Here is a 20,592-nt window from a genome sequence, read left to right on the forward strand (position 1 = left end):
GCTGACGACGGCGTGCGCCTGTACGTCGATGGCGTCCGCGTGATCGACCAGTGGATCGATCAAGGGCCGACGACGTACCGCACCACGCTCCCACTCGACGGTGGCCCGCACCACGTCGTGATGGAGTACTACGAGAACGGGGCCGGAGCCGTGGCTCGCCTGACCTACGTCGAGGTCGGTGATCCACCAACTGACAGCGGCTACGTGGGCGAGTACTGGAACGTCCCCGACGCCACCGGTACGCCCTCGATCCCGAGCGCCGCGGCCGATGTGGTTCGCAACGACGAGACGCTTGACTTCGACTGGGGTGAGGGATCGCCAGCAGTCGGCATTGCAGCGGACCGGTTCGCTGCACGCTGGACGAAGTCCGTCGTGCTGTCGGCGGGCGTCTACCGCTTCACGGGCGGTCGTGACGACGGCCTGCGGGTGTACCTCGACAACGTGCCCCTGATCGACAAGTGGACGTTGGGCAACGAGGACTACCCGGTCGACAAGGTCGTGACGGGCGGTCCGCACGAGCTGCGGATCGAGTACTTCGAGGCTGGCGCGGGGGCCGGGGCGGCGTTCGACTACGAGCGGGTGGGTGACGTGGTCACCGCCGACGGTGGGTACACCGCCGAGTACTTTGCCAACCGGAACCTGCAGGGTGTTCCCGTTCTGACGCGTACGGAGGACGCCATCGACTTCAACTGGGGCGGCGGCGCGCCCGGTGATGGCGTTCCAGCCGACGACTTCTCCGCCCGGTGGACCAAGTCGCTCACCTTGGAGGAGGCGGGCACCTACCAGTTCACGGTCACGAGCGATGACGGGTTCCGGCTGTACGTCGATGGGGAGACCGTGCTCAACAAATGGGCGCTGCAGGGTGCGACGACGTACACCTCGAATCGTGAATTGAGCACGGGCGAGCACGAGATCAAGCTCGAGTACTTCGAGGCCGGAGGGGACGCGGTCGCCGGGTTCGCCTACGCCCCGACTTCCGAACCACCCCCTCCACCACCCGAGCCATTCGCTGGGGAGTACTTCGACAACAGCACGTTGACGGGGAGTCCTGTGCTCAGCCGTTCGGACGACGCCATTGACTTCGACTGGGCCGAGGGCGCTCCCCGGCTCCGGGGTGCCCAGCAATCAGTTCTCGGCGCGCTGGACGAGGACGAGGACCTACGCCGTCGGCACGTATCAGGTTCAGCGTGACCGGCGACGACGGCATCAGGGTGCTCGTGGACGGCACTCCGGTGATCGACGGCTGGCGCTACCGGGCACCAACGACGTATTCGGCCGACGTTGCACTGTCGGAGGGCGAGCACACCGTGGTCGTCGAGTACTTCGAGTGGAGCGGTGGCGCAGTGGCTCGTTTCAGCGAGGCGCGTCACGCCGATCCGGCGCCATAGGCCCACTCGGTGTACCCACTTCTGGCGACCCTCGCCTCGATCACGGGTGTCGCCCACTTCAGGGCATTCAGAGTGTCCTCGACACCACCCGATGAATCTGGCCACGAGGGGGAATTTGTGAGCGCACCGAAGTGCCGACTCTGCTCAGCGGAACTGAGCCACACCTTTGTCGACCTCGGCATGTCACCGCCCTGCGAGAGCTACCTCAGCACAGAGCAGGTAGACCGGGGGCGAGACGTTCTACCCGCTGCACGTCCGGATCTGCTCCGGGTGCCTCCCCGGTCCAACTGCCGGCCTACATCCCGCCGGAGGACATCTTCAGCGACTACGCGTACTTCTCGTCGTACTCCGACTCCTGGGGTCAAGCACGCACGCGACTACGTGACCGAAGCGGTGGAGCGCCCGGGCCCGGCCGCCGACTCCTTCATCGTCGAGGTGGCCAGCAACGACGGCTACCTCCTGCAGCACAGCGTCGCGCGAGGCATCCGCTCGCTGGGGATCGAGCCGGCCGCGAACATCGCCGAGTTCGCGGTGGCAAAGGGAGTGCCAACCGAGGTGATGTTCCTCGGCGAGGAGACCGGCCGGAAGGTCGCGGACATCCACGGCAAGGCCGACCCGGTCGTCGCCAACAACGTCTTCGCGCACGTGCCCGACATCGTCGACTTCAGCAAGGGCCTGCGCCAGCTGGTGGCCGACGACGGCCACGTGACCATCGAGATCCCGCACCTCATGCGGCTGATCGAGGGCAACGAGTACGACACGATCTACCACGAGCACTACTCCTACCTCTCCCTCCTGACGACCCAACGGGTCCCGGCCGCCGCCGGGCTGACCGTGGTCGACGTGCAGGAGCTCGCAAGCCACGGCGGGTCGCTGCGGACTCGGTCCACCCCTACCGAGAACGCCGCGCCGCCCAGCGAGAACGTCGCCGGGGTCCTCGCCGCCGAAGCAGCCGCAGGCCCGGACACGCTCGAGGGGCATGCGGGCTTCGCCGAGCAGGTCAGCCCGGTGCGCGACGAGTTCGTCGAGTTCCTGATCGCGTGTCGCCGCGCGGGCAAGGAGGTCGCGGCCTACGGCGCACCGGGCAAGGGCAACACCCTGCTCAACCACTGCGGCATCCGCGCCGACCTGATCTCGTTCGCCGTCGACCGCAATCCTCACAAGCACGGCCGCTTCCTGCCCGGGACGCACATCCCGATCAGTCCGGTCGAGCGGCTGGCGGACGAGCAGCCGGACGTGATCGTGATCATGCCGTGGAACCTGCGTGCCGAGATCACCACCCAGCTCGAGTACACGCGCGCCCGGGGCGCCGAGCTGGCCGTGGCGCTGCCGCGGCTCGAAGTCTTGTGAAGTCGCTGATGGAACAGGGAGAGACATCATGAAGGTGGTGCTGTTCTGCGGCGGTCTCGGCATGCGCATGCGTGCCGACAACCAGTCGCTGCCAAAGCCGATGATGCCGATCGGCAGTCGACCCGTGCTCTGGCACGTCATGCGCTACTACGCGCACTTCGGGCACACCGAGTTCGTCCTGTGCACGGGGTACGGCGCCCGGGCGGTCAAGGAGTACTTCCTCAACTACCGCGAGACGGCGTCGAACGACTTCGTCATCACCAAGGGCGGCAAGCACGTCGAGATGCTGGGCACCGACATCAGCGACTGGACGATCAGCTTCATCGACACCGGCATGGACACCGCGATCGGCGAGCGCCTGCGCCGGGTGCGGCCCTACCTCGAGGGCGACGAGGTCTTCCCCGGCCAACTACGGCGATGTCCTGACCGATGCCCCCATGAACGACCTCGTGGACGAGTTCGTCGACTCCGGCTCGGTGGCACAGTTCCCGGCAGTCAAGCCGCAGGACTCGTTCCACGTCGTCGACTTCGACGAGGCCGGCGGAGTCTCCGGGCTCACCCCGGTCGCCGACATGTCGATGCGGATCAACGGGGGCTACTTCGCCCTGCGGCAGGGCATCTTCGACTACCTCGACGAGGGCGACGACCCGGTCATGGACGGCTGTGTCCGTGCCGCCCGCGACGGCAGGCTCCGCGCCGTCAAGTACGACGGCTTCTGGGCGCCGATGGACACTCTGAAGGAACGGACCACGCTCGAGGCGATGTACGGGCGCGGTGTCAGCCCGTGGGCCCTGTGGCGCGACCAGTCATCCGGAGCACGGCCGACGCGCGTCGTACCGGACATCGCGCCTGCCTGTGGCTGAGCGACGGTCGCCGTGCTGACGCTGACCCCGTCGACCGAGGCCCTCCACGTGCTGTGCACGGGCGCGCACCCGGATGACATCGAGATCGCCTGCGGCGGCACCTTGCTCGGCCCGGCCGAGCGCCCGGCGACGCGGTTCACCTCCATGGTGCTGACGGGGACCGACCTGCGCGAGCAGGAGTCGACGAAGGCCCTCCAGCGGCTTGCCCCCGGCATCGAGACGCACTTCGCGCACCCGGTCGACGGCCGGCTCCCGAGCCAGTGGGACGAGACCAAGGACGCGCTGGAGCGTCTGGCCGTCAACTGCCGCCCCGACATCGTCCTCGCGCCGCGGACCGACGACGCGCACCGGGACCACCGTCTGGTCGGCCAGCTGGCCAGCACCGTGTGGCGCGACGCAGTGATCCTCCACTACGAGATCCCCAAGTGGGACGGCGACATGGGCGCGCCCAACACGTTCGTGGGCGTCAGCCTCGAGCACGCGCGAGAAGGTGGCAGTGCTCAACGACTGCTTCCCGAGCCAAGTTGATCGCGAGTGGTGGGACGACCAGACCTTCCTCGGCCTGATGCGGTTGCGCGGGATCGAGTGCCGCTCGCACTACGCCGAGGCGTTCTACTGCTCGAAGATGCTGCTCGGTCTCGGGATCGGCGGATGACGGAGCCGGCCACTCCCGCCGGGCCGCGCATGCGCAGCCTGATGGAGCAGGCCTACCCGATCCTTCGCAGCATCACGGGCGACGGCGTACGCCGCACGCTGGACCTGCTCGAGACCGCGCTGCCCGACGGGGTCGCCCCGGCGCGGACCGGGGTGCCGTCCGGCACCGAGGTGTTCGACTGGACGATCGGCGACGAGTGGAACGTGCGCGAAGCCCGGATCAGGGGGCCAGACGGTGGGCGTGTGGCCGACCTCGCCGCCCACACGCTGCACCCGGTCGGCTACAGCACACCGGTGCGCACACGGTTGTCGCTGGACGACCTACTCCCGCACCTCCACAGCCTGCCGGAGCACCCGGACTGGATCCCGTACCGCACGAGCTACTACCACCGGGACTGGGGATTCTGCCTCCGTCACCGAGACACGGAGGCGCTCCAGCCGGGCAACTACGAGGTCGTCGTGGACTCCACGCTGGTGCCGGGTGAGCTCGTCTACGGGGAGGTGATCCTCCCCGGTCAGACGTCGGAGGAGGTGATCATCACCTCGCACGTGTGCCACCCGTCGCTGACCAACGACAACCTGTCCGGCCTCGCCGTGGCGCTGGAGCTGATCGCCCGGATCAGCCGGCTGGAGGACCGCCGCTTCACCTATCGCTTCCTCTTCGCGCCGGGCACGATCGGCTCGCTCACCCGGCTGAGCCGCCGGGGTGACCGCCTCGAGCGCATCCGGCACGGGCTCGTCATCACCGGTCTGGGGGGCGGTGGACCGCTGGTCTACAAGCAGACCCGCCGGGGCGATCGCCTCGTCGACCGTGGCCTCAGCCCACGTCGTGCTGGCTCGCGGCGGCGAGGTGCGGGGCTATTCGCCGTACGGATATGACGAACGGCAGTTCAACGCCGTGGGTTTCGACCTGCCCGTGGGGCGATTGACGCGTACGCCGCACGGCGAGTATCCGGAGTACCACACCTCGGCCGACGACCCGGCGTTCGTGGCGGACACGGAGCTCGAGGACGCTGTCGAGGCGATCATCGAGATCATCGAGGTCCTCGAAGGTGACCAGACCTACGTCAACCTGAGCCCGTACAGGGAGCCCCAGCTCGGTCGGCACGGCCTCTACCCGACGACCGGTGGGAAGTCCGCCTCCGACGAGGTGATGGCGATGCTGTGGACGCTCGGCTACTCCGATGGCGAGACCTCGTTGCTGCAGGTGGCGCAGCGGTCGGGGCTGCGCTTCGCCGACGTACGCCGTGCTGCCGTGTCACTGGCAGACGCCGGACTTCTCAAGGCCCGCCAGGACGTCTGAGACCTACTGGCGTGAGCTCTCGTCGCGCTGCCGGGTCGTCAGGATGATTCTTTGGGAGCGCATGTTGCGTAGTGAGAACGCCAGCCGGTTCAGGTCGTACGTCGACCAGCCTTCCTCCACCGCCATGCCCTCGGCCACGGTGCGGAGCGCGATAGAGCATCAACGGCTCCTTCCGCATCTCGCCGTGGAGGGTGTACTCCAGCACCTGACGTAGGTACTCTCGGCGAATGCTGCTGCTGGCCTCGGGCGTCACCCGGAGCGGTACGTCGTTGTCGTGGCCCAGTTCAGCGAAGGTGGACCATTCGATGACCGCCGGGTGATCGACCCTGCGGGCGGTCGTCGACTCGGCCGCCGCGACTGCGGCGGCGGGCCGTTCGTCCGCCACGCCCGCGAGCACGTCATCGCGCAGCGGCAACCACTCGACGTACGCCCCGCGGCGGTCGCCGATGATCGTCACGAACAGCGCCGAGACCACCGTCGGGTCGCCGGGCATCCATGACAGCGTCGGACTGTTCGCCGTGCCCTCGCCGGTCGCGAGCATGAGCATCGTGACCGAGCCGTCCGACGCCGCGGGCGGGCGGTCGTCGAGCCCGTCGAACGCACCGTCGATGCGGCCCGGGGCGGACGAGAGTCGCCAGTCGGCCAACACCAGCACGACCAGCGGAGCGAGCACGATGAACGCGATGGTGGCCCCCGGGAGCCGACGTCCGCGCGCCATGGCAGATCCCTCCACGGGACGGTGTCCCTGTCACCACGGTAGGTCCGGCCCGCCCGGCGTTCATGCCCGATCCTGAGGAGATCAGGAGTTGAAGCGCTGCTGCGTCTTCTCCGGGCCCTCGGTCACCGGGGACTCGACCGCGTCGGCTGCATCCATCACCCGGAAGGGCAGGTCCTTCTTCTCGGCGGTGCTGTAGTTGGACAGGACGAAGTCGGCGACGTCCTCGGCGACCGGGCGGGCGGCCGATGCCGACCCGCACGCGGTAGAAGTCGCCGGTGCCGAGGCTGCTGCGCATGGAGCGGAGTCCGTTGTGCCCGTTGTCGCCGCCGCCGAGCTTGATCCGCTGCGTGTAGAAGGCGATGTCGAGCTCGTCGTGGATCGCGATGATCCGCTCGGGCGGCACCTTGTAGAAGGTGGCGAGTGCCTTCACCGGCCCGCCGGACTCGTTCATGTAGCCGCGCGGGGCCAGCACGACTCGCGGGCCCGGGGTCCCCGGGGGCGTCAGGCGTCCCTCGACGACGTCGGCCCGCCCGGTCTTGTGCGAACGGAAGGGACTGCCCATCCGCTCGGCCAGCACGTCGGTCACGAGGTAGCCCACGTTGTGGCGGTGCCCGGCGTAGGTCGGACCGGGGTTGCCCGGGCCGACGACCAGCCACACGTCATCACTCATGTGCTCATCCTCCCAGCCCGGAACGCTCCGGCTGAAATGCGAACCGCCCCACCCTCTGCAGCGGTGCGTGAGCCACATGATCCGCTCAGAAAATGTGGTTGGCGCACCGCCCTCCGGTATGTCCCCGCGCGGCGCGCCGACCGGCGGTGGCACAGCCACATTCGGTCGCCCCGGAAGGTGGCTCACTCACCGCTGGACCGATCCGCGCTGCGGCGTACGGCGAAGCCACGACCACCCACAAATGCGGCGCGCCGCACCGGGAGACCCGATGCGGCGCAGCCGGTGGAACAGGTGGATCACTCCGCGGAGTCGCCCTCCGGGGCGGTCTCCTCGGCGGCGGCCTCGTCGGCAGCCTCGCCCTCGGGGACGTCGTGCTCGATGCCGGCCTCGGCCTCGGCCTCGGCGAGCTCGGCCTCCAGCGCCTCGGCGGAGATCTGACCGGTCACGTTGACGATGAGGAGGTCCTCGTCCGCGGCCAGCGTGGTGCCCTTCGGCAGGTCGAGGTCCTTGGCGAGGATCTGGCTGCCGGCGGGCAGCTTCGCCACCGAGACCTCGATGGACTCGGGGATGTGCGTGGCCTCGGTCTCGACCTCGGATCGTGTTGTTCTCGGTGACGACCGGGGTGTCGGGGGGCGGCGTCGCCGACGACGTGGATCGCGATGTCGACGATGACCTTCTCGCCGCGGATGACGGTGACGAAGTCGATGTGCTCGATGACGCGGCGGATCGGGTCGACCCTGGACCTGCTTGGTCAGGGCGAGGTGCTCGGTGCCGTCGAAGTCGAGGGCGAGCAGCGCGTTGGAACCACCGTGCTTGAGGGCCATCATCGTCTGGTGACCCGGCAGGGTGACGTGGAGCGGCTCGGCGCCGTGGCCGTAGATCACGGCGGGGATCTTGTTGTCGCGGCGGATGCGGCGGGCCGCGCCCTTGCCGAACTCGGTGCGGGTCTCCGCGGCGATCTTCTCGGTCTCAGACATGTGGGTCTCCTTGATTTCGTACGACGTGTGGTGGGCCCGGCCGGAAACGACAAACGCCACGCTCCGGATCGAGAGCGCGGCGTCGTGAACGGGCCGGCCCTGTCGATCACGGAGTCCCCGGGTCTGACGGGCTCCCTCGCCGAGGCAACCTGAGAAGACTAGACCCCCTTCGCCGTACCGGTCGAATCCGCGAGCTCAGATCCTGTCGAGGGTCGCGCCGGTCCGGCTCAGGTGCTCGAACAACCGGATCGCGGCCAGCCCGATGACGAGGTAGATCGTGCCGATCAGCAGCTCGGTGCCGACGAGGCCCTGCACGGCCCCCGGGTCGCGCCGTCGCCGAGCATCCGGGTCGCTTCCGATCGCGTGCGTGAGCGGCAGGCACCGCCCGATGGCGCCCATCCAGCCCGGCAGGTCGTCAAGGGCGACGTTGGTGCCGGTGAAGATCAGCAGCACCGGGAAGAAGACGTTGCCCATGGTCGCGCCGTCGCGGTAGACGAGGTTGATCGCACCCATCACGAGTCCCGGGGCCGGTCGAGGCCAGCGAGCCGACCGCGACGACGAGCGCGATCTGCAGCCGGGGCGTCACTGGGGATGTGGGCGTCGAGCATCCACGTGCCGACCACGACCCCGAACATCGCCACGAACCAGCCGTTGACGATGACCGGCATCGACCGGCCGAGGAACAGCGGGATCCGTCGCGCGGGGGTGGCGAGCACCAGTCCCAGCGTCTGGCCGAAGCGTTCGCCGCCGATGGTGAAGGTCATCGCGAACATGCACGGGATCGCGGCGTAGTTGAGCGCGTTGCCGATCACGTAGAACTCGTCGTTGCCGACGCCCGCGCTGCGGCCGATGTAGGCGAAGAGCAGGATCTGGCAGATCGGCGAGATCAGCAGCGACGGGATGAAGATCCACGGGTTCATCCAGCCGAAGAGTGCGCGGTAGCTCATCAGGCCACCGATGAAGAAGATCCGGACGCTCGTCATGAGAGCGCCGGGGTCGCGTCGCGGCGGGCCGCGTTGATGAGGCGTACGCCGAGCCAGCCGGCCAGCGCCGCATAGGCCGGGCCGACCGCGCCACAGATCGCGAGGTCGCCCCGGGCGCTCTTCCCCGCGGCGGCCGCGCGCATGCCCTCGACCGCCCACGTCGGCGCGAGCGCCCGGGAGATCGGTCGCAGCACGTCGGGCAGCAGGTCGAGCGGGACGACGAAGCCGCACAGCAGCCAGCCCGGGTACTCGAGGGCCGCGCCGAGCGCCCACGACGTGCGGTAGCGCACGGCACTGACGGACAGCAGGAAGCCGAAGAGGGCGATGGTGACGGTGGCCATCAGGATGCTGAGGACGAAGACCGGCCAGTTCTCGATGTGCAGCGCGATGTCGAAGAGCCACCAGTCCCACAGGATCGTGGCGAGCACGCTGTAGAGCCCGATGGTCGCCATGGCGCAGGTGATCGGCAGCAGCACCAGCGAGAACGGCGTGGGCGCGGCGACCACCAGCTCGAGGGTGCCGGCGCGGCGTTCGCGCTGCACCAGCGTCGTGGCGCTCACCGTCTGGGAGGTCCAGATGCCCATCGCGGCGGCACCGATGCCGGCATAGAGCATCGCCTCCGGGTCGCCGTTGACGCGATAGACGAGCAAGGCCGCGGTGGCGAACATCAGCGGGAAGACGACGGCCGAGAAACCTTCGAACGGCGAGAACAGCAGGATCTTGAACTGCAACCAGAAGCAGACGACCAGCTGCCGCAACCGGGTCATCTGGTCACCAGCTCGACATAGGCGTCCTCCAGCGACGGGTCGCGGTGGCTGACCCGACCGACACGCGTCTCCCCCAGCTGCGCCAGCACCGACTGGGTGACCTCGGCGCCGGGCTCGCACGAGACGACCAGCACCTGCAGCTGGCCGCGCTCCTCGACCACGACGGTGCGTACGCCGCCGACTGCGCGCGCGCAGCCACGGCCTCGTCGCCGATGCCGTAGGTCTCGACCTCGAGCACGCGGCCGGCGGAGACCAGCCCCTTCAGCTCGGCGGGGGTGCCCTCGGCGACGATCTCACCGGAGCGGATCACCGCGATCCGGTCGCACAGCTCGTCGGCCTCGAACATGTAGTGCGTCGTCAGCAGCACCGTCTTGCCCTGCTCACGCAGCCCGGCGATGGTCGCGCGCAGCTCGCGGGCTCCGACCGGGTCGATGCCGATGGAGGGCTCGTCGAGGAAGAACACGTCGGGGTCGTGCAGCAGGCCGCGGGCGATGTGGAGGCGCTGGCGCATGCCGCGGGAGTAGCCCTCGACGCGCTCGCCCTCGCGGCCGGTCAGCCCGACCAGCTCCAGCAGCTCGCCGATGCGCTTCTTCTGCTCACGGGGCGGGACGCCGTACAGCTCGGAGAAGTAGCGAAGATTGTCGAGTCCGCTGAGGCGCTCGTAGAGGCCGCGGTCGCCGCCGAAGACGTAGCCGATCCGGCGGCGCACCTCGCGCACGTCGTGCACGACGTCGTGGCCCAGCACGTTGGCCCGGCCCGACGTCGGGATCAGCAGCGTGATCAGCATCTTGATCGTGGTCGTCTTGCCGGCACCGTTGGGGCCGAGCAGTCCGAACAGCTCGCCCGGGGCGATCTCGAAGCTGACGCCCTTGACGGCCTCGACGTCCTTGCGGGTACGGCGAAAGGTGCCCGAGCGAGAGGTGAAGGTACGTCGGAGGTCGATGGCTTCAACGGCAAGAGTCACTCGCCTGACCCTAGAGGTAGGGGTCGGTGATCTCTCTCAAGTTTTCCAGCGATTCGCGGAGGGCGCGCATCCTGCGCACGCCGAGCCGCTGCTCCCACTCGCGCTCGACGATGAGCTCCATCTCGCGTGCGCAGGCCTGCGCCGCCCTTCCGCGCTTCGCCATCCGGACCAGCCGCGCCCGGGCATCGGTCGGGTCGGGGACGCGCTCGACGTATCCGCCCTTCTCCAGCTGGTTCACGAGGAAGCCGGCGGTCTGCTTGGTGATCTGCGCCGCCTCGGCGAGCTCGGTCACGCGGGACCCACCCTCCGCGACCCGGGCGGCCAGCCGACCCTGCGCAAGCGTCAGGTCGTCGAACCCGTGGGCCCGCAGGTGGGCCACGATCCGCTCCTCGGCATGCCGGGAGGAGATGAACATGAGCAACGAGCTCGGCAGCTCCACGACGTCTCCCTCGAAGTGCGTTGACAAATTGGACAGAGAGGCTGACCATTTTAGTCAGTGACACTGACTATATGCCGGGAGGGCGCGATGGACACGCAGACGGTGTGGGCGCACATCCACACAGAGCGCCGTGCCCTCGCCGCCACCCTCGCGGACTCGGCTCCCGAGCAGTGGCTGGCCGACTCGTTGTGCGCCGGGTGGACCGTCCACGACGTCGCCGCGCACGTGATCTCCCACCCTGCAGATCGGCTGGGCCCAGATGCCCGGGATGGTGGCCCGGAACTTCGGCCACGGCTACAACGCGATGATCTTCCGCGAGGTCAAGCGCATGGGTGCGAGCTCGACCCGCGAGACGATCCTCGCCGACTACGCCACCTACGACGGCTCGACGAGGAAGGTCCCGACCACGACGGTCCTCGAACCCCTCATCGACGCGCTCGTCCACCACCGAGGACATCGTCCGACCGTTGGGCCTGACGCGCGAGATGGACCCCGAGGCCGCGGCCGTCGCCGCCGACAGGGCCCGGACGCTCGCGTTCCTGAGCGGGTCGCGCAAGGTCGTCAAGGGCACGCGGATGGTCGCCACCGACGTCGACTGGGTTCGGGGCAGGGGCCCCACGCTCAGCGGACCGATGCAGGAGCTGCTGATGGTCTGCATGGGTCGGGCGCGGGTGGCCGCCGACCTCGAGGGCGACGGGTTGGAGCTCATCCGCGCCTGAGGTCAGGAAGGAGCGTCGACCTCGCCCTCGAGGCCGAGGGTGGGTAGGCGGACGTAGGCCGTACGGATGTGCTCCTCGACGAGCTCGGCCGCTCGCTCGGCCTCGCCGGCCTCGAGCGCGGCCGGGATCGCCCGGTGCTCGCGCCGCAGCTCGTCGGCCAGCGTGGTCCAGTCGGCCAGCTGCTCGAGACCGTGCAGGATCGGGATCCGCATCGACTCTCGGATCGCGATCGTCATGTCCGCGACGAGACGGTTGCCACCGGCCTCAGGCGATCGCGACATGGAAGTCGGTGTCCGTGTCGTTGAAGGCGGCGCGAGTCAGGCCGGGAGCGTCCATCGAGTCCAGGGATCTCGCGTATCCGGTCACGATCGCCCTCCGGCGTGTGCGCCGCTGCCGGGGCGAGCACTGGAGCACTCGAGCATGACCCGGGCGTCGACGACGTCGCCCATGGGGAAGTTGGCCGGGGCGACGTGCAACCGGAGGAACCGGGTCAGCGCCCGGCTCGGCATCGCCGCGATGAAGGTGCCGGCGTTCTTCCCGGTGCCGACAGCCGAGCGGACGACGCCGTAGCCCTCGAGCGTCCGGATGGCCTCGCGGACGGCAGCCCGGCTCACCTCGAGCCGCAGCGCCGGTCGCGCTCGGGCGGCAACGCGTCACCCACGACGAGCGCGCCACTCAGGATCTGCTCCTCGATCCGGCTGATGACCAGCTCGTGGGCCCGGCTGCGCGCCACCGGTTGCCACCCCGCGTCCACATCCGGCCTGCCCCGGTCCTGTGTCACCACGGTGCGCATCCTCTCGGACCGGACGGCCGCGCAGGAGGCGGGGGGTTGACGTGTGATACCGGTCACGCCTAACGTACCACTCAAGTGGTCTGACCACTGAGTGGTAGGCCTCATTCCTGCGAAGGCAAGGATCCCCCCATGTACACACCCGATCTGTCCCCGCTCGGCGACAGCCTGCTGTGGTCTGCCCCGGCGGGCACGCTGCCGCTGCTGACGATCTTCGTGACCCCGGGTTGGTTGCGCTGGAAGGCCCACTGGGCCGGGCTGTCCGCCCTCGGCGTCGCGCTCCTCATGGCCGTCCTCGTGTGGGGCATGCCTGTCGACCTCGCCCTGCTCGCGGCCACCCGGGGCGCGGCCTTCGGCCTGTTCCCCATCATGTGGATCGTGCTCTGCGCGATCTGGCTCTACGAGCTCACGGTGCGCAGCGGCCGCTTCGACGACCTGCGCCACCTGATCAACGTGATCTCCGACGACCCGCGGATCCAAAGCGATCATCATCGCCTTCTGCTTCGGCGGCCTGCTGGAGGCCCTCGCGGGCTTCAGGGGCGCCCGTCGCGATCACCGGCGTGATGCTGATGGCCGTCGGGTTCCCTGCCCTCCGCGCGGCGACCGTGGTGCTGCTCGCCAACACGGCGCCGGTCGCGTTCCGGCGCCATCGCGATCCCGATCATCACCGCGGGCACCCTGACCGGGATCCCCTATGCCGAGATCGGCGCGGTGGTGGGGCGCCAGACGCCGTTCATCGCCCTGTTCGTGCCGCTCTTCCTCGCCTTCCCGGCCGACGGCCGCCGCAGGGGTGCGCGAGACCCGGCCGATCGCGCTCGTCGTCGGCGCGACGTTCAGGGGTCGCCCAGTTCGTCAGCTCCAACTACGTCTCGGTCGAGCTGACGGACATCATCGCCTCCCTCGCCGGGCTCGCAGCCGCCGTACTCATGCTGCGCGTCTGGCAGCCCACGGGTGGCGACCGGGCCAAGGAGCGGTTGCACGCCGAGCACCTCGCGGCAGGCACGACTGCCCCGGGCCGGGACGCAGGTGGTGGTGGCACGACGACACTCACCGCTCCCGGGGCCCACCGGGCGTTGACAGGCAGCCGGACGTTCATGGCGCTGTTCCCCTACCTGCTGGTGATCGTGGTCTTCTCGTTGGCGAAGCTGTGGGGTCCGATCACGGACTTCCTGCTGGCGCGCGACGTGAAGATCCACTGGCCCGGTCTCGACGGCAAGCTCGCGACGGCCTCGGGCGACGTCTCGGCCGCGACGGTCTACACCTTCACCCGGCTCTCCTCCCCCGGCACGCTGCTGTTCCTCTGCGCGATCGTCGTCGCCGCGGTCTACCGCATCCCGGCCCGCGATGCGGGGCAGGAGTTCGTGCGCAACCCGGTGAAGATGCGCTTCGCACTGCTCACCGTCGCCTCCGTGCTGGCGCTGGCCTACGTCATGAACATGTCCGGCCAGACAATCACCATCGGCACTGGATCGCCGGCACCGGCGCCGCCTTCGCCTACCTCTCGCCCATCCCGGGCTGGCTCGGCACGGCAGTCACCGGCTCCGACACGAGCGCCAACGCACTCTTCGCTACCCTGCAACAGACGGCGGCCGCGAAGGCGGGGCTCGATCCCACTCTGCTCGTGGCGGCCAACACCTCGGGAGGCGTCGTGGGCAAGATGATCAGTCCCCAGAACCTCACCATCGCCGCCACGGCCGTGGGGCTGGTGGGCCGCGAGTCGGAGATCTTCCGCAAGGTCGTCCTCTGGAGCCTCGGGATGCTCGTCGTGCTGTGCGTGCTGGTCGGCCTGCAGTCCACGGTCCTGTCCGGGATGCTGCCGTGAGCGCCCCGTCCGCCGCCGGAATGCGGGTCGCCCTGTTCGCGACGTGCTTCAACGACACCATGTGGCCGCAGACCCCGCAGGCCACGGTCCGCTTGCTCGAGCGGCTCGGCTGCACGGTCGAGTTCCCCGAGGAGCAGACCTGCTGCGGGCAGATGTTCACCAACACCGGCTACGCGCCCGAGGCGATGCCGCTGGTGCGGTCCTTCGTGCGGACCTTCGGGTCGTACGACGCCGTGGTCGCGCCCTCCGGATCGTGCGTCGGCTCCGTGCGGCACCAGCACGCCCACCTCGCCCGGCAGGCCGGTGACACGGCGCTGGCCGAGGAGGTGGAGCGGACGACCCCCAAGGTCCACGAGCTCAGCGAGTTCCCCGGTCGACGTGCTCGGCGTGACGGACGTCCGGGCCTACTTCCCCCACCGGGTGACCTACCACCCCACCTGTCACTCGCTGCGGATGCTGCGGGTCGGCGACCGTCCGCTGCAGCTGCTGCGCAACGTCCGCGGCATCGACCTCGTCGAGCTGGCGGACGCCGAGCAGTGCTGTGGATTCGGCGGCACCTTCGCGATGAAGAACGCCGACGTGTCCGTGGCGATGGGCAACGACAAGACGCGACACGTGGTCGCCACCGGCGCCGAGGTGCTCGTCGCCGGCGACAACTCCTGCCCGGCCCACATCGGCGGCCTGCTGTCGCGACAGCGGGCCGGGGTGCGGGTCATGCACTCGCCGAGATCCCGGCGTCGACCGAGGAGGACTCGGCATGACGAACCCAACCACCGGCCACCCGCACGTCGGGGTCACGGCCACCTTCGTCGGGATGCCGAAGTTCCCCGACGGCGCTCGCACCGCGCTCGGCAACCCGCAGCTGCGCCGCAACCTCGCCCACGCCACCAGCACGATCCGCGCCAAGCGGGCGCTCGTCGTCGACGAGCTGGACAACTGGGAGGAGCTGCGGCTGGCTGCCGCGGCGATGAAGGACCGGGCCCTGCACAACCTCGACCACCACCTGCAGGTCTTCGAGACCAACGCGATCGCTGCGGGCGCCACGGTGTACTGGGCGCGAGACGCCGAGGAGGCCAACCGGATCGTGGTGGATCTCGTCCGCGCCGTCGGCACCGACGAGGTGATCAAGGTCAAGTCGATGGCGACCCGGGAGATCGAGCTCAACGAGGCGCTCGAGGCGGCGGGCATCTCGGCTCGGGAGACCGACCTCGCGGAGCTCATCGTGCAGCTCGGCAACGACTGGCCCAGCCACATCCCGGTGCCCGCGATCCACCGCAACCGCACGGAGGTCCGCGAGATCTTCCTCGAGGAGATGGGCAAGGTCGGCCGGCCCGCGCCCGCCGACCTCACCGATGACCCGCGGCGCCCGGCCGAGGCGGCCCGGCTGCACCTGCGGGAGAAGTTCCTGCGGGCGAAGGTGGCGATCTCCGGCGCCAACTTCGCGGTCGCCGACACCGGCAGCCTCGTCGTGGTGGAGTCGGAGGGCAACGGACGGATGTGCTTGACCCTGCCCGAGACGCTGATCTCGGTCGTCGGCATCGAGAAGGTGCTGCCCACGTGGGCCGACCTCGAGGTGATGCTCCGTGGTCCTGCCGCGCAGCAGCACCGGCGAGCGCGAGAACCCCTACACCTCGATCTGGACCGGAGTGACGCCCGGCGACGGACCGCAGTCCGTGCACATCGTGCTGATCGACAACGGCCGCACCAACGTGCTGGCCGACGAGGTCGGCCGGCAGGCGCTGCGCTGCATCCGGTGCTCGGCCTGCCTCAACGTGTGCCCGGTCTACGAGCGCGTCGGCGGCCACGCCTACGGCTCGGTCTATCCGGGACCGATCGGGGCCGTGCTCACTCCCCAGCTGCGCGGGACCTCGAGCGAGGTCGACAAGTCGTTGCCGTACGCCTCGAGCCTGTGCGGCGCCTGCTTCGACGTCTGCCCCGTGCGGATCGAGATCCCCGAGCTGCTCGTGCACCTGCGCACCCGCGTGGTGGACGAGAAGCGCGGCGGGATGCCCAGTGCCGAGGAGGCCGCCATGAAGGCGGCGTCGTGGATGTTCTCCGACCACCGGCGCATGGAACGGGCGCAGAAGCTCTCCGCCCTCGGCGGGGAAGGTGCTCGGCCGCTCCGGTCGCACCACCCTGCGCCAGCTGCCGTGGCCGGCCTCGAGCTGGAGCGACTCCCGCGACGCGCCCGTGCCACCGACCGAGTCCTTCCGCTCCCGGTGGCGGCGCACGCACGGCACGACCGACGAGGAGTCACGATGAACGCGCGAGAAGAGATCCTCGAGAAGATCCGGACGGCGCTGCGCGACATCCCCGTCGACGGGCCGGTCGGTGGCGAGGTGCCGGCGTGGACCTACGGGGAGCCCGTGAGCACGGGCGACCCGGACGTGGTCGAGCGGTTCGCCGAACGCGTCGCCGACTACCGCGCGGTCGTCGTGCGGGTGCCGCTCGACCGGGTGGCGGCGGCGGTGGCCGAACAGCTCGCCGAGGCCGGCGCCGTGACCTTCCGGCCGACGCCGGGTTCCCGGCGACCCGGCTGGCTGCCGCGCTCGAGGCGGGGGTCCGGCTGGTGCCGGACGACGACCTGAGCCCTGACGCGCTCGACCGGGTCGATGCGGTGGTGACGACTGCAGCGGTCGGCGTGGCCAACACCGGCACGTTCATCCTCGACCACGGGCCGGGGCAGGGACGCCGAGCGGCCACCACCGTGCCCGACACCCACGTGTGCGTGGTGACGACCGACCAGCTCGTCAGCGACGTCCCCGAAGCCGTCGCCCGGCTGATCGAGACCGGCGCCAGCACCCGACCGCTCACCCGGATCAGCGGGCCGAGCGCGACGAGTGACATCGAGCTCGACCGGGTCGAGGGCGTCCACGGACCCCGCAGCCTGCGGGTCGTGATCGCAGGCTGAGCTAAGCCCTTACGCGTGCCCGTCGAACATCGACGTGACCGACCCGTCCTCGAACACCTCGCGGATCGCGCGCGCGATCAGCGGTGCGATCGACAGGGTCGTCAGCTTGTCGAACTGCTTGTCCGCCGGCACCGGGAGCGTGTTGGTGACGACGACCTCGACTGCGCTGGAGTTCTTCAGGCGATCCACGGCCGGGTCGCTGAGGATGGGGTGGGTCGCGGCGATGACCACGCCCGCGGCGCCGTCGGCGACGCACGCCTCCGCGGCCTTCACGATCGTGCCTCCGGTGTCGATCATGTCGTCGGTCAGCACGCAGATCTTGCCGTTGACGTCACCGACGACCCGGTTGGCGACGACCTCGTTGGCGACGTCGGTACGGCGGGTCTTGTGGATGAAGGCCAGCGGCACGCCACCGAGGCGGGCGGACCAGCGCTCGGCCACCTTGATCCGGCCGGCGTCGGGCGAGACGACGGCGAGCTGCTGGTCGCCGTACTTGTCGCGCACGTAGTCAGCCGGGATCGGCAGCGCCATCAGGTGGTCGACGGGACCGTCGAAGAAGCCCCTGGATCTGGTCGGCGTGCAGGTCGACGGTGATCAGGCGGTCGGCGCCGGCGGTCTTGAAGAGGTCGGCGACCGGGCGGGCCGAGATCGGCTCGCGGCCGCGGTGCTTCTTGTCCCGGCGGGCATAGCCGTAGAACGGCATGACCACGGTGATGCGCTTGGCCGACGCCCGCTTCAGCGCGTCGACCATGAGCAGGTGCTCCATGATCCACTCGTTGATCGGCGAGGTGTGGCTCTGGATGACGAAGGCGTCACACCCGCGGACGGACTCCTCGTAGCGCACGTAGATCTCGCCGTTGGCGAACTCGTAGGCCGACTGGGGCACGAGCGGTTGGCCGAGAAGCACGGAGACCTCGTCGGCCAACTGGGGGTGAGCCCGGCCGCTGAAGATCATGAGGTTCTTCTCGGTGGTCTTCTTCAGTCCGGTCACCGGCTGAAACTCCTCGATCGGGGGTGGAGTGTCGACGTCAGGATTGTGTCGCACCGGAGCCGTCAGACCCAACCCCGGGGTCAGTGGCGTGAGACACCTGCTGTTCACCCGCGTGACGCGGCGTCTGCCTGAGCGGTGCCGGGCCGCTTCGACTGCGCCCAGCCCTCCAGATTTCGCTGCGGACCGGAGCTCACCGCGAGCGCTCCGGGCGGTACGTCGCGGCGTACGGTCGTCCCGCCCGCGGTCCCTGCGCCGTCGCCGATCCGGACCGGAGCGACGAAGGTGTTGTTGGACCCGGTGCGGGCGTGGCTGCCCACGACCGTGCGGTGCTTGTTGACGCCGTCGTAGTTGGCGAAGATCGTGCCGGCGCCGATGTTGGTGCCCTCGCCGATCTCGGCGTCGCCGACGTAGGACAGGTGCGGGACCTTGGCACCGTCACCGATCCGGGCGTTCTTGGTCTCGACGAAGGCGCCGATCTTCCCCGTGATCCCGAGCTGGGTGCCGGGGCGGAGGTAGGAGAACGGGCCGACGGTGGCCCGGTCGCCGATGACGGCGAGCTCGCCGTGGGTGCGGACGACTCGGGCGCCTGCGCCGATCTCGCAGTCCTTGAGCGTCGTGTCCGGACCGATCACGGCGTCCTCGCCCACGATGGTGGCGCCGAGCAGCTGGGTGCCGGGCAGGATCGTGACGTCCTGCGCGAGCTGCACGTCGGCGTCGATCCGTGTCGTCGCCGGGTCCATCACGGTGACGCCGTCGCGCATCCACTGCTCGACGATGCGCTGGTTGAGGAGGCGGCCCAGCTCGGCGAGCTGCACCCTGTCATTGGCGCCCTCGGTCTGCATGACGTCGTCGATCGCGTGCGCCCCGACGGTGAGGCCGGCATCGCGAGCCAGCTGGACGGTGTCGGTGAGGTAGTACTCGCCCTTGTTGTTGTCGTTGGTGATCCGCGGCAGCGTCGAGCAGGAACTCCGCGTCGAAGGCCGGGATGCCGGAGTTGATCTCCGCGATCAGGCGTTGCTCGTCGGTGGCGTCCTTCTCCTCGACGATCGCCTCGACGTCGCCCTCCGCGTTGCGGATGATCCGGCCGTAGCCGAACGGGTTGGCGACGATGCCGGACAGGATGCTGACCGCTCGCTGGGCCGCTTCGTGCTCCGCGGCGAACTCGCGCAGCGACTCCCCCCCAGCAGCAGGGGGTGTCACCGGCGGCGACGATCACGGTCCCCGTCGTCGTACCGGCGGCCTCGATCGCGACGCGGGACCGCGTGTCCCGTGCCGTCCTGTGTCTCCTGTACGGCGAGCACCGCCCCGGGCACGAGAGACTGGATGTGCGGCCCGACTCGGTCGCGCTGGTGGCCGACGACGGCCACGATCCGCTGCGGCTCCATCGCCTGCACGGCACTCAGCACGTGCCCGATCATCGAGCGCCCGCCGATCGGGTGCAGCACCTTCATCGTCTTGGACTTCATGCAGGTGCCGCCGCCGGCGGCGAGCACGATCACGGTGAGGTTGTCCATGTCGGCAGCCTATGGCCCGCACTGGGTCCCGCGTGCCGCCAGTCAGCCGAAACCGCCGCCGCCCGGACCCTCCGCTGACATGATCGCGGCGTGAAGATCGCCCAGAACAGCGTGCTGCGAGGACTCGTCGTCGGCATGCTCATCGTCTTCGTCGGCGTGGAGGTCACCCAGCGAGACTGGTCGTGGGTTGGCGTCGGCACCGTCCTGCTGCTGGCGAACATCGCCTCGTGGCGTCACCAGCTCTCCGGGGCCGGCCGGCCGGCGACTCCCGGCGCCGACGGCACCCTCGTGCCGCACGACGTGGACCTCACGCTCGGCGCCCTCCTCGACCGACCCTCGGTGCGGCAGGCCCGGGACGCGGCGCCGGCTGTCTGGCAGCAGGTCCTCGACCTCGTGGAGGAGGTCGACCTGTCCATGGAGGCGTCGGACGTTGCGGAGCTCGTGTGGCTCACGACCGACGACGCGGCGCACGGGCCGTGGCACTGGTCCGTGGCGGTGGGCGACGAGCTGAAGCCGCTGCTCGATCTCGACGTGCCCGAGGACCAGGACCCGTTCGTCGCCACGGTGTCCGCGCATCCCGCTGTCGCTGACGTGGCGCACGTCGATCGGGAGGAGTACGCAGTGGTCCTGCGCAGCCCGATGACCCTCGACGAGATGGCGGTGCTCGCGGTGCACGGCCTCGTGGCACATCACCGCGACGCCGTACGGCGACTGAAGCGCACCTGACACGGGCAACCTCCATGAAATCTTCACACCACTCAGGGCCATC

The 20,592-nt window shown here is 69.6% G+C and carries 29 protein-coding genes and 6 pseudogenes; 20 read left to right on the top strand and 15 right to left on the bottom strand.

The window, feature by feature from the left end; genetic code table 11:
- Positions 1 to 12: 12 nt before the first annotated feature.
- The 10 genes and pseudogenes from LP418_RS06200 to LP418_RS06240 all read left to right on the top strand — a co-directional run bounded on the left by LP418_RS06200 (position 13) and on the right by LP418_RS06240 (position 5,558).
- The gene (locus LP418_RS06200) at positions 13 to 1,191 is read left to right on the top strand and encodes a PA14 domain-containing protein (protein ID WP_257955648.1); all 1,179 of its coding nucleotides are present in this window, start codon (positions 13 to 15) and stop codon (positions 1,189 to 1,191) included.
- Complete coding sequence (locus LP418_RS06205; RefSeq protein WP_257955649.1) at positions 1,188 to 1,388, top strand: hypothetical protein; 201 nt, start codon at positions 1,188 to 1,190, stop codon at positions 1,386 to 1,388. The genes LP418_RS06200 and LP418_RS06205 overlap by 4 nt, the downstream gene beginning before the upstream one ends.
- Positions 1,389 to 1,505: 117 nt before the next feature.
- Positions 1,506 to 1,622, top strand: a pseudogene (locus LP418_RS32665) (hypothetical protein); the annotation flags it as partial.
- 147 nt (positions 1,623 to 1,769) lie between these two features.
- Positions 1,770 to 2,738 (top strand): class I SAM-dependent methyltransferase, encoded by a 969-nt coding sequence (locus LP418_RS06210; RefSeq protein ID WP_257955650.1) that lies wholly within the window; start codon positions 1,770 to 1,772, stop codon positions 2,736 to 2,738.
- Positions 2,739 to 2,918: 180 nt separating this feature from the next.
- Positions 2,919 to 3,164 carry a hypothetical protein gene (locus tag LP418_RS06215; RefSeq protein WP_257955651.1) on the top strand — a complete coding sequence of 82 codons (246 nt, stop codon included), beginning with the start codon at positions 2,919 to 2,921 and terminating at the stop codon, positions 3,162 to 3,164.
- An 11-nt stretch (positions 3,165 to 3,175) separates the two neighbouring features.
- Positions 3,176 to 3,601: a hypothetical protein gene (locus LP418_RS06220; protein ID WP_257955652.1), complete on the top strand. Its 426-nt coding sequence runs from the start codon at positions 3,176 to 3,178 to the stop codon at positions 3,599 to 3,601.
- A 12-nt stretch (positions 3,602 to 3,613) separates the two neighbouring features.
- Positions 3,614 to 4,129, top strand: a complete 516-nt coding sequence (locus LP418_RS06225; RefSeq protein ID WP_257955653.1) for a PIG-L deacetylase family protein — start codon at positions 3,614 to 3,616, stop codon at positions 4,127 to 4,129.
- Complete coding sequence (locus tag LP418_RS06230) at positions 4,098 to 4,256, top strand: hypothetical protein (RefSeq protein WP_257955654.1); 159 nt, start codon at positions 4,098 to 4,100, stop codon at positions 4,254 to 4,256. The genes LP418_RS06225 and LP418_RS06230 overlap by 32 nt, the downstream gene beginning before the upstream one ends.
- Entirely contained in the window at positions 4,253 to 5,134 is an 882-nt protein-coding gene (locus tag LP418_RS06235; protein WP_257955655.1) for a DUF4910 domain-containing protein, read from the top strand. The genes LP418_RS06230 and LP418_RS06235 overlap by 4 nt, the downstream gene beginning before the upstream one ends.
- A complete protein-coding gene (locus LP418_RS06240; RefSeq protein WP_257955656.1) occupies positions 5,085 to 5,558 on the top strand; it encodes a DUF4910 domain-containing protein in 474 nt (157 codons plus the stop codon). The genes LP418_RS06235 and LP418_RS06240 overlap by 50 nt, the downstream gene beginning before the upstream one ends.
- On the opposite strand, the gene LP418_RS06245 is transcribed toward LP418_RS06240, so the two are convergent.
- The 8 genes and pseudogenes from LP418_RS06245 to LP418_RS06280 form a co-directional block, all read right to left on the bottom strand.
- On the bottom strand, positions 5,536 to 6,276 hold the full coding sequence (locus LP418_RS06245) for a hypothetical protein (protein WP_257955657.1): 741 nt from the start codon (positions 6,274 to 6,276) through the stop codon (positions 5,536 to 5,538). The two genes, LP418_RS06240 and LP418_RS06245, sit on opposite strands and share 23 nt — an antisense overlap.
- 81 nt (positions 6,277 to 6,357) lie before the next feature.
- A pseudogene (gene pth / locus LP418_RS06250) lies at positions 6,358 to 6,946 on the bottom strand (aminoacyl-tRNA hydrolase).
- 296 nt (positions 6,947 to 7,242) lie between these two features.
- A complete protein-coding gene (locus tag LP418_RS06255) occupies positions 7,243 to 7,923 on the bottom strand; it encodes a 50S ribosomal protein L25 (RefSeq protein WP_257955658.1) in 681 nt (226 codons plus the stop codon).
- 195 nt (positions 7,924 to 8,118) lie between these two features.
- Complete coding sequence (locus tag LP418_RS06260) at positions 8,119 to 8,436, bottom strand: ABC transporter permease (RefSeq protein WP_257955659.1); 318 nt, start codon at positions 8,434 to 8,436, stop codon at positions 8,119 to 8,121.
- Positions 8,436 to 8,906 (bottom strand): hypothetical protein, encoded by a 471-nt coding sequence (locus LP418_RS06265; RefSeq protein ID WP_257955660.1) that lies wholly within the window; start codon positions 8,904 to 8,906, stop codon positions 8,436 to 8,438. The genes LP418_RS06260 and LP418_RS06265 overlap by 1 nt, the downstream gene beginning before the upstream one ends.
- On the bottom strand, positions 8,903 to 9,673 hold the full coding sequence (locus tag LP418_RS06270) for an ABC transporter permease (RefSeq protein WP_257955661.1): 771 nt from the start codon (positions 9,671 to 9,673) through the stop codon (positions 8,903 to 8,905). The genes LP418_RS06265 and LP418_RS06270 overlap by 4 nt, the downstream gene beginning before the upstream one ends.
- A 4-nt stretch (positions 9,674 to 9,677) precedes the next feature.
- Entirely contained in the window at positions 9,678 to 10,637 is a 960-nt protein-coding gene (locus LP418_RS06275) for an ABC transporter ATP-binding protein (protein ID WP_257955662.1), read from the bottom strand.
- 10 nt (positions 10,638 to 10,647) lie between these two features.
- On the bottom strand, positions 10,648 to 11,076 hold the full coding sequence (locus LP418_RS06280; protein WP_257955663.1) for a MarR family winged helix-turn-helix transcriptional regulator: 429 nt from the start codon (positions 11,074 to 11,076) through the stop codon (positions 10,648 to 10,650).
- A gap of 87 nt (positions 11,077 to 11,163) precedes the next feature.
- Here LP418_RS06280 and LP418_RS06285 point away from each other — a divergent pair, with 87 nt between their 5' ends.
- Positions 11,164 to 11,553 carry a maleylpyruvate isomerase N-terminal domain-containing protein gene (locus LP418_RS06285; protein ID WP_257955664.1) on the top strand — a complete coding sequence of 130 codons (390 nt, stop codon included), beginning with the start codon at positions 11,164 to 11,166 and terminating at the stop codon, positions 11,551 to 11,553.
- Positions 11,544 to 11,795, top strand: coding sequence for a hypothetical protein (locus tag LP418_RS06290; protein ID WP_257955665.1), 252 nt, complete (start codon positions 11,544 to 11,546; stop codon positions 11,793 to 11,795). The genes LP418_RS06285 and LP418_RS06290 overlap by 10 nt, the downstream gene beginning before the upstream one ends.
- A 2-nt stretch (positions 11,796 to 11,797) precedes the next feature.
- On the opposite strand, the gene LP418_RS06295 is transcribed toward LP418_RS06290, so the two are convergent.
- The 3 genes from LP418_RS06295 to LP418_RS06305 form a co-directional block, all read right to left on the bottom strand.
- Positions 11,798 to 12,076, bottom strand: coding sequence for an FCD domain-containing protein (locus tag LP418_RS06295; RefSeq protein WP_257955666.1), 279 nt, complete (start codon positions 12,074 to 12,076; stop codon positions 11,798 to 11,800).
- Between the two features lie 81 nt (positions 12,077 to 12,157).
- Positions 12,158 to 12,409 carry a hypothetical protein gene (locus LP418_RS06300; protein WP_257955667.1) on the bottom strand — a complete coding sequence of 84 codons (252 nt, stop codon included), beginning with the start codon at positions 12,407 to 12,409 and terminating at the stop codon, positions 12,158 to 12,160.
- Positions 12,406 to 12,579, bottom strand: coding sequence for a hypothetical protein (locus tag LP418_RS06305; protein ID WP_257955668.1), 174 nt, complete (start codon positions 12,577 to 12,579; stop codon positions 12,406 to 12,408). The genes LP418_RS06300 and LP418_RS06305 overlap by 4 nt, the downstream gene beginning before the upstream one ends.
- Before the next feature lie 138 nt (positions 12,580 to 12,717).
- Here LP418_RS06305 and LP418_RS06310 point away from each other — a divergent pair, with 138 nt between their 5' ends.
- The 7 genes and pseudogenes from LP418_RS06310 (at position 12,718) to LP418_RS06340 (ending at position 17,318) form a co-directional block, all read left to right on the top strand.
- The gene (locus LP418_RS06310) at positions 12,718 to 13,149 is read left to right on the top strand and encodes an L-lactate permease (RefSeq protein ID WP_257955669.1); all 432 of its coding nucleotides are present in this window, start codon (positions 12,718 to 12,720) and stop codon (positions 13,147 to 13,149) included.
- A 5-nt stretch (positions 13,150 to 13,154) separates the two neighbouring features.
- Positions 13,155 to 13,991: pseudogene (locus LP418_RS32670) on the top strand (L-lactate permease); the annotation flags it as partial.
- A gap of 101 nt (positions 13,992 to 14,092) precedes the next feature.
- Positions 14,093 to 14,407, top strand: coding sequence for an L-lactate permease (locus LP418_RS06325; RefSeq protein WP_257956922.1), 315 nt, complete (start codon positions 14,093 to 14,095; stop codon positions 14,405 to 14,407).
- A gap of 20 nt (positions 14,408 to 14,427) precedes the next feature.
- Positions 14,428 to 15,168 (top strand): annotated as a pseudogene (locus LP418_RS06330) ((Fe-S)-binding protein).
- Positions 15,165 to 16,669 (top strand): annotated as a pseudogene (locus LP418_RS06335) (LutB/LldF family L-lactate oxidation iron-sulfur protein). Before LP418_RS06330 ends, LP418_RS06335 begins: the two co-directional pseudogenes overlap by 4 nt.
- Entirely contained in the window at positions 16,666 to 16,995 is a 330-nt protein-coding gene (locus LP418_RS30385) for a hypothetical protein (protein WP_336275918.1), read from the top strand. The pseudogene LP418_RS06335 and the gene LP418_RS30385 overlap by 4 nt, the downstream one beginning before the upstream one ends.
- A 53-nt stretch (positions 16,996 to 17,048) precedes the next feature.
- Positions 17,049 to 17,318 carry a LutC/YkgG family protein gene (locus LP418_RS06340; protein ID WP_257956923.1) on the top strand — a complete coding sequence of 90 codons (270 nt, stop codon included), beginning with the start codon at positions 17,049 to 17,051 and terminating at the stop codon, positions 17,316 to 17,318.
- Positions 17,319 to 17,327: 9 nt separating this feature from the next.
- Here LP418_RS06340 and LP418_RS06345 read toward each other — a convergent pair.
- The 4 genes and pseudogenes from LP418_RS06345 to LP418_RS06360 form a co-directional block, all read right to left on the bottom strand.
- A pseudogene (locus LP418_RS06345) lies at positions 17,328 to 18,309 on the bottom strand (ribose-phosphate diphosphokinase).
- 104 nt (positions 18,310 to 18,413) lie between these two features.
- The gene (locus LP418_RS06350; RefSeq protein WP_257955670.1) at positions 18,414 to 19,151 is read right to left on the bottom strand and encodes a hypothetical protein; all 738 of its coding nucleotides are present in this window, start codon (positions 19,149 to 19,151) and stop codon (positions 18,414 to 18,416) included.
- A complete protein-coding gene (locus tag LP418_RS06355) occupies positions 19,129 to 19,509 on the bottom strand; it encodes a hypothetical protein (RefSeq protein WP_257955671.1) in 381 nt (126 codons plus the stop codon). Before LP418_RS06355 ends, LP418_RS06350 begins: the two co-directional genes overlap by 23 nt.
- Entirely contained in the window at positions 19,506 to 19,823 is a 318-nt protein-coding gene (locus LP418_RS06360) for an NTP transferase domain-containing protein (RefSeq protein WP_257955672.1), read from the bottom strand. Before LP418_RS06360 ends, LP418_RS06355 begins: the two co-directional genes overlap by 4 nt.
- A 90-nt stretch (positions 19,824 to 19,913) precedes the next feature.
- Here LP418_RS06360 and LP418_RS06365 point away from each other — a divergent pair, with 90 nt between their 5' ends.
- Positions 19,914 to 20,549 carry a hypothetical protein gene (locus LP418_RS06365; protein ID WP_257955673.1) on the top strand — a complete coding sequence of 212 codons (636 nt, stop codon included), beginning with the start codon at positions 19,914 to 19,916 and terminating at the stop codon, positions 20,547 to 20,549.
- The last annotated feature ends 43 nt before the right edge of the window (positions 20,550 to 20,592 follow it).

It is taken from the genome of Nocardioides sp. B-3, assembly GCF_024703895.1.
Classification (GTDB): Bacteria; Actinomycetota; Actinomycetes; order Propionibacteriales; family Nocardioidaceae; genus Nocardioides.

Bases quoted from the DNA above. Each gene is read 5' to 3' on its own strand.
- LP418_RS06220 (WP_257955652.1), top strand. From the start codon at position 3,176: ATGAACGACCTCGTGGACGAGTTCGTCGACTCCGGCTCGGTGGCACAG.
- LP418_RS06235 (WP_257955655.1), top strand. From the start codon at position 4,253: ATGACGGAGCCGGCCACTCCCGCCGGGCCGCGCATGCGCAGCCTGATG.
- LP418_RS06245 (WP_257955657.1), bottom strand. From the start codon at position 6,276: ATGGCGCGCGGACGTCGGCTCCCGGGGGCCACCATCGCGTTCATCGTG.
- LP418_RS06255 (WP_257955658.1), bottom strand. From the start codon at position 7,923: ATGTCTGAGACCGAGAAGATCGCCGCGGAGACCCGCACCGAGTTCGGC.
- LP418_RS06260 (WP_257955659.1), bottom strand. From the start codon at position 8,436: ATGGGTGCGATCAACCTCGTCTACCGCGACGGCGCGACCATGGGCAAC.
- LP418_RS06265 (WP_257955660.1), bottom strand. From the start codon at position 8,906: ATGACGAGCGTCCGGATCTTCTTCATCGGTGGCCTGATGAGCTACCGC.
- LP418_RS06270 (WP_257955661.1), bottom strand. From the start codon at position 9,673: ATGACCCGGTTGCGGCAGCTGGTCGTCTGCTTCTGGTTGCAGTTCAAG.
- LP418_RS06285 (WP_257955664.1), top strand. From the start codon at position 11,164: ATGGACACGCAGACGGTGTGGGCGCACATCCACACAGAGCGCCGTGCC.
- LP418_RS06295 (WP_257955666.1), bottom strand. From the start codon at position 12,076: ATGTCGCGATCGCCTGAGGCCGGTGGCAACCGTCTCGTCGCGGACATG.
- LP418_RS06310 (WP_257955669.1), top strand. From the start codon at position 12,718: ATGTACACACCCGATCTGTCCCCGCTCGGCGACAGCCTGCTGTGGTCT.
- LP418_RS30385 (WP_336275918.1), top strand. From the start codon at position 16,666: ATGAACGCGCGAGAAGAGATCCTCGAGAAGATCCGGACGGCGCTGCGC.
- LP418_RS06350 (WP_257955670.1), bottom strand. From the start codon at position 19,151: ATGCAGACCGAGGGCGCCAATGACAGGGTGCAGCTCGCCGAGCTGGGC.
- LP418_RS06360 (WP_257955672.1), bottom strand. From the start codon at position 19,823: ATGGACAACCTCACCGTGATCGTGCTCGCCGCCGGCGGCGGCACCTGC.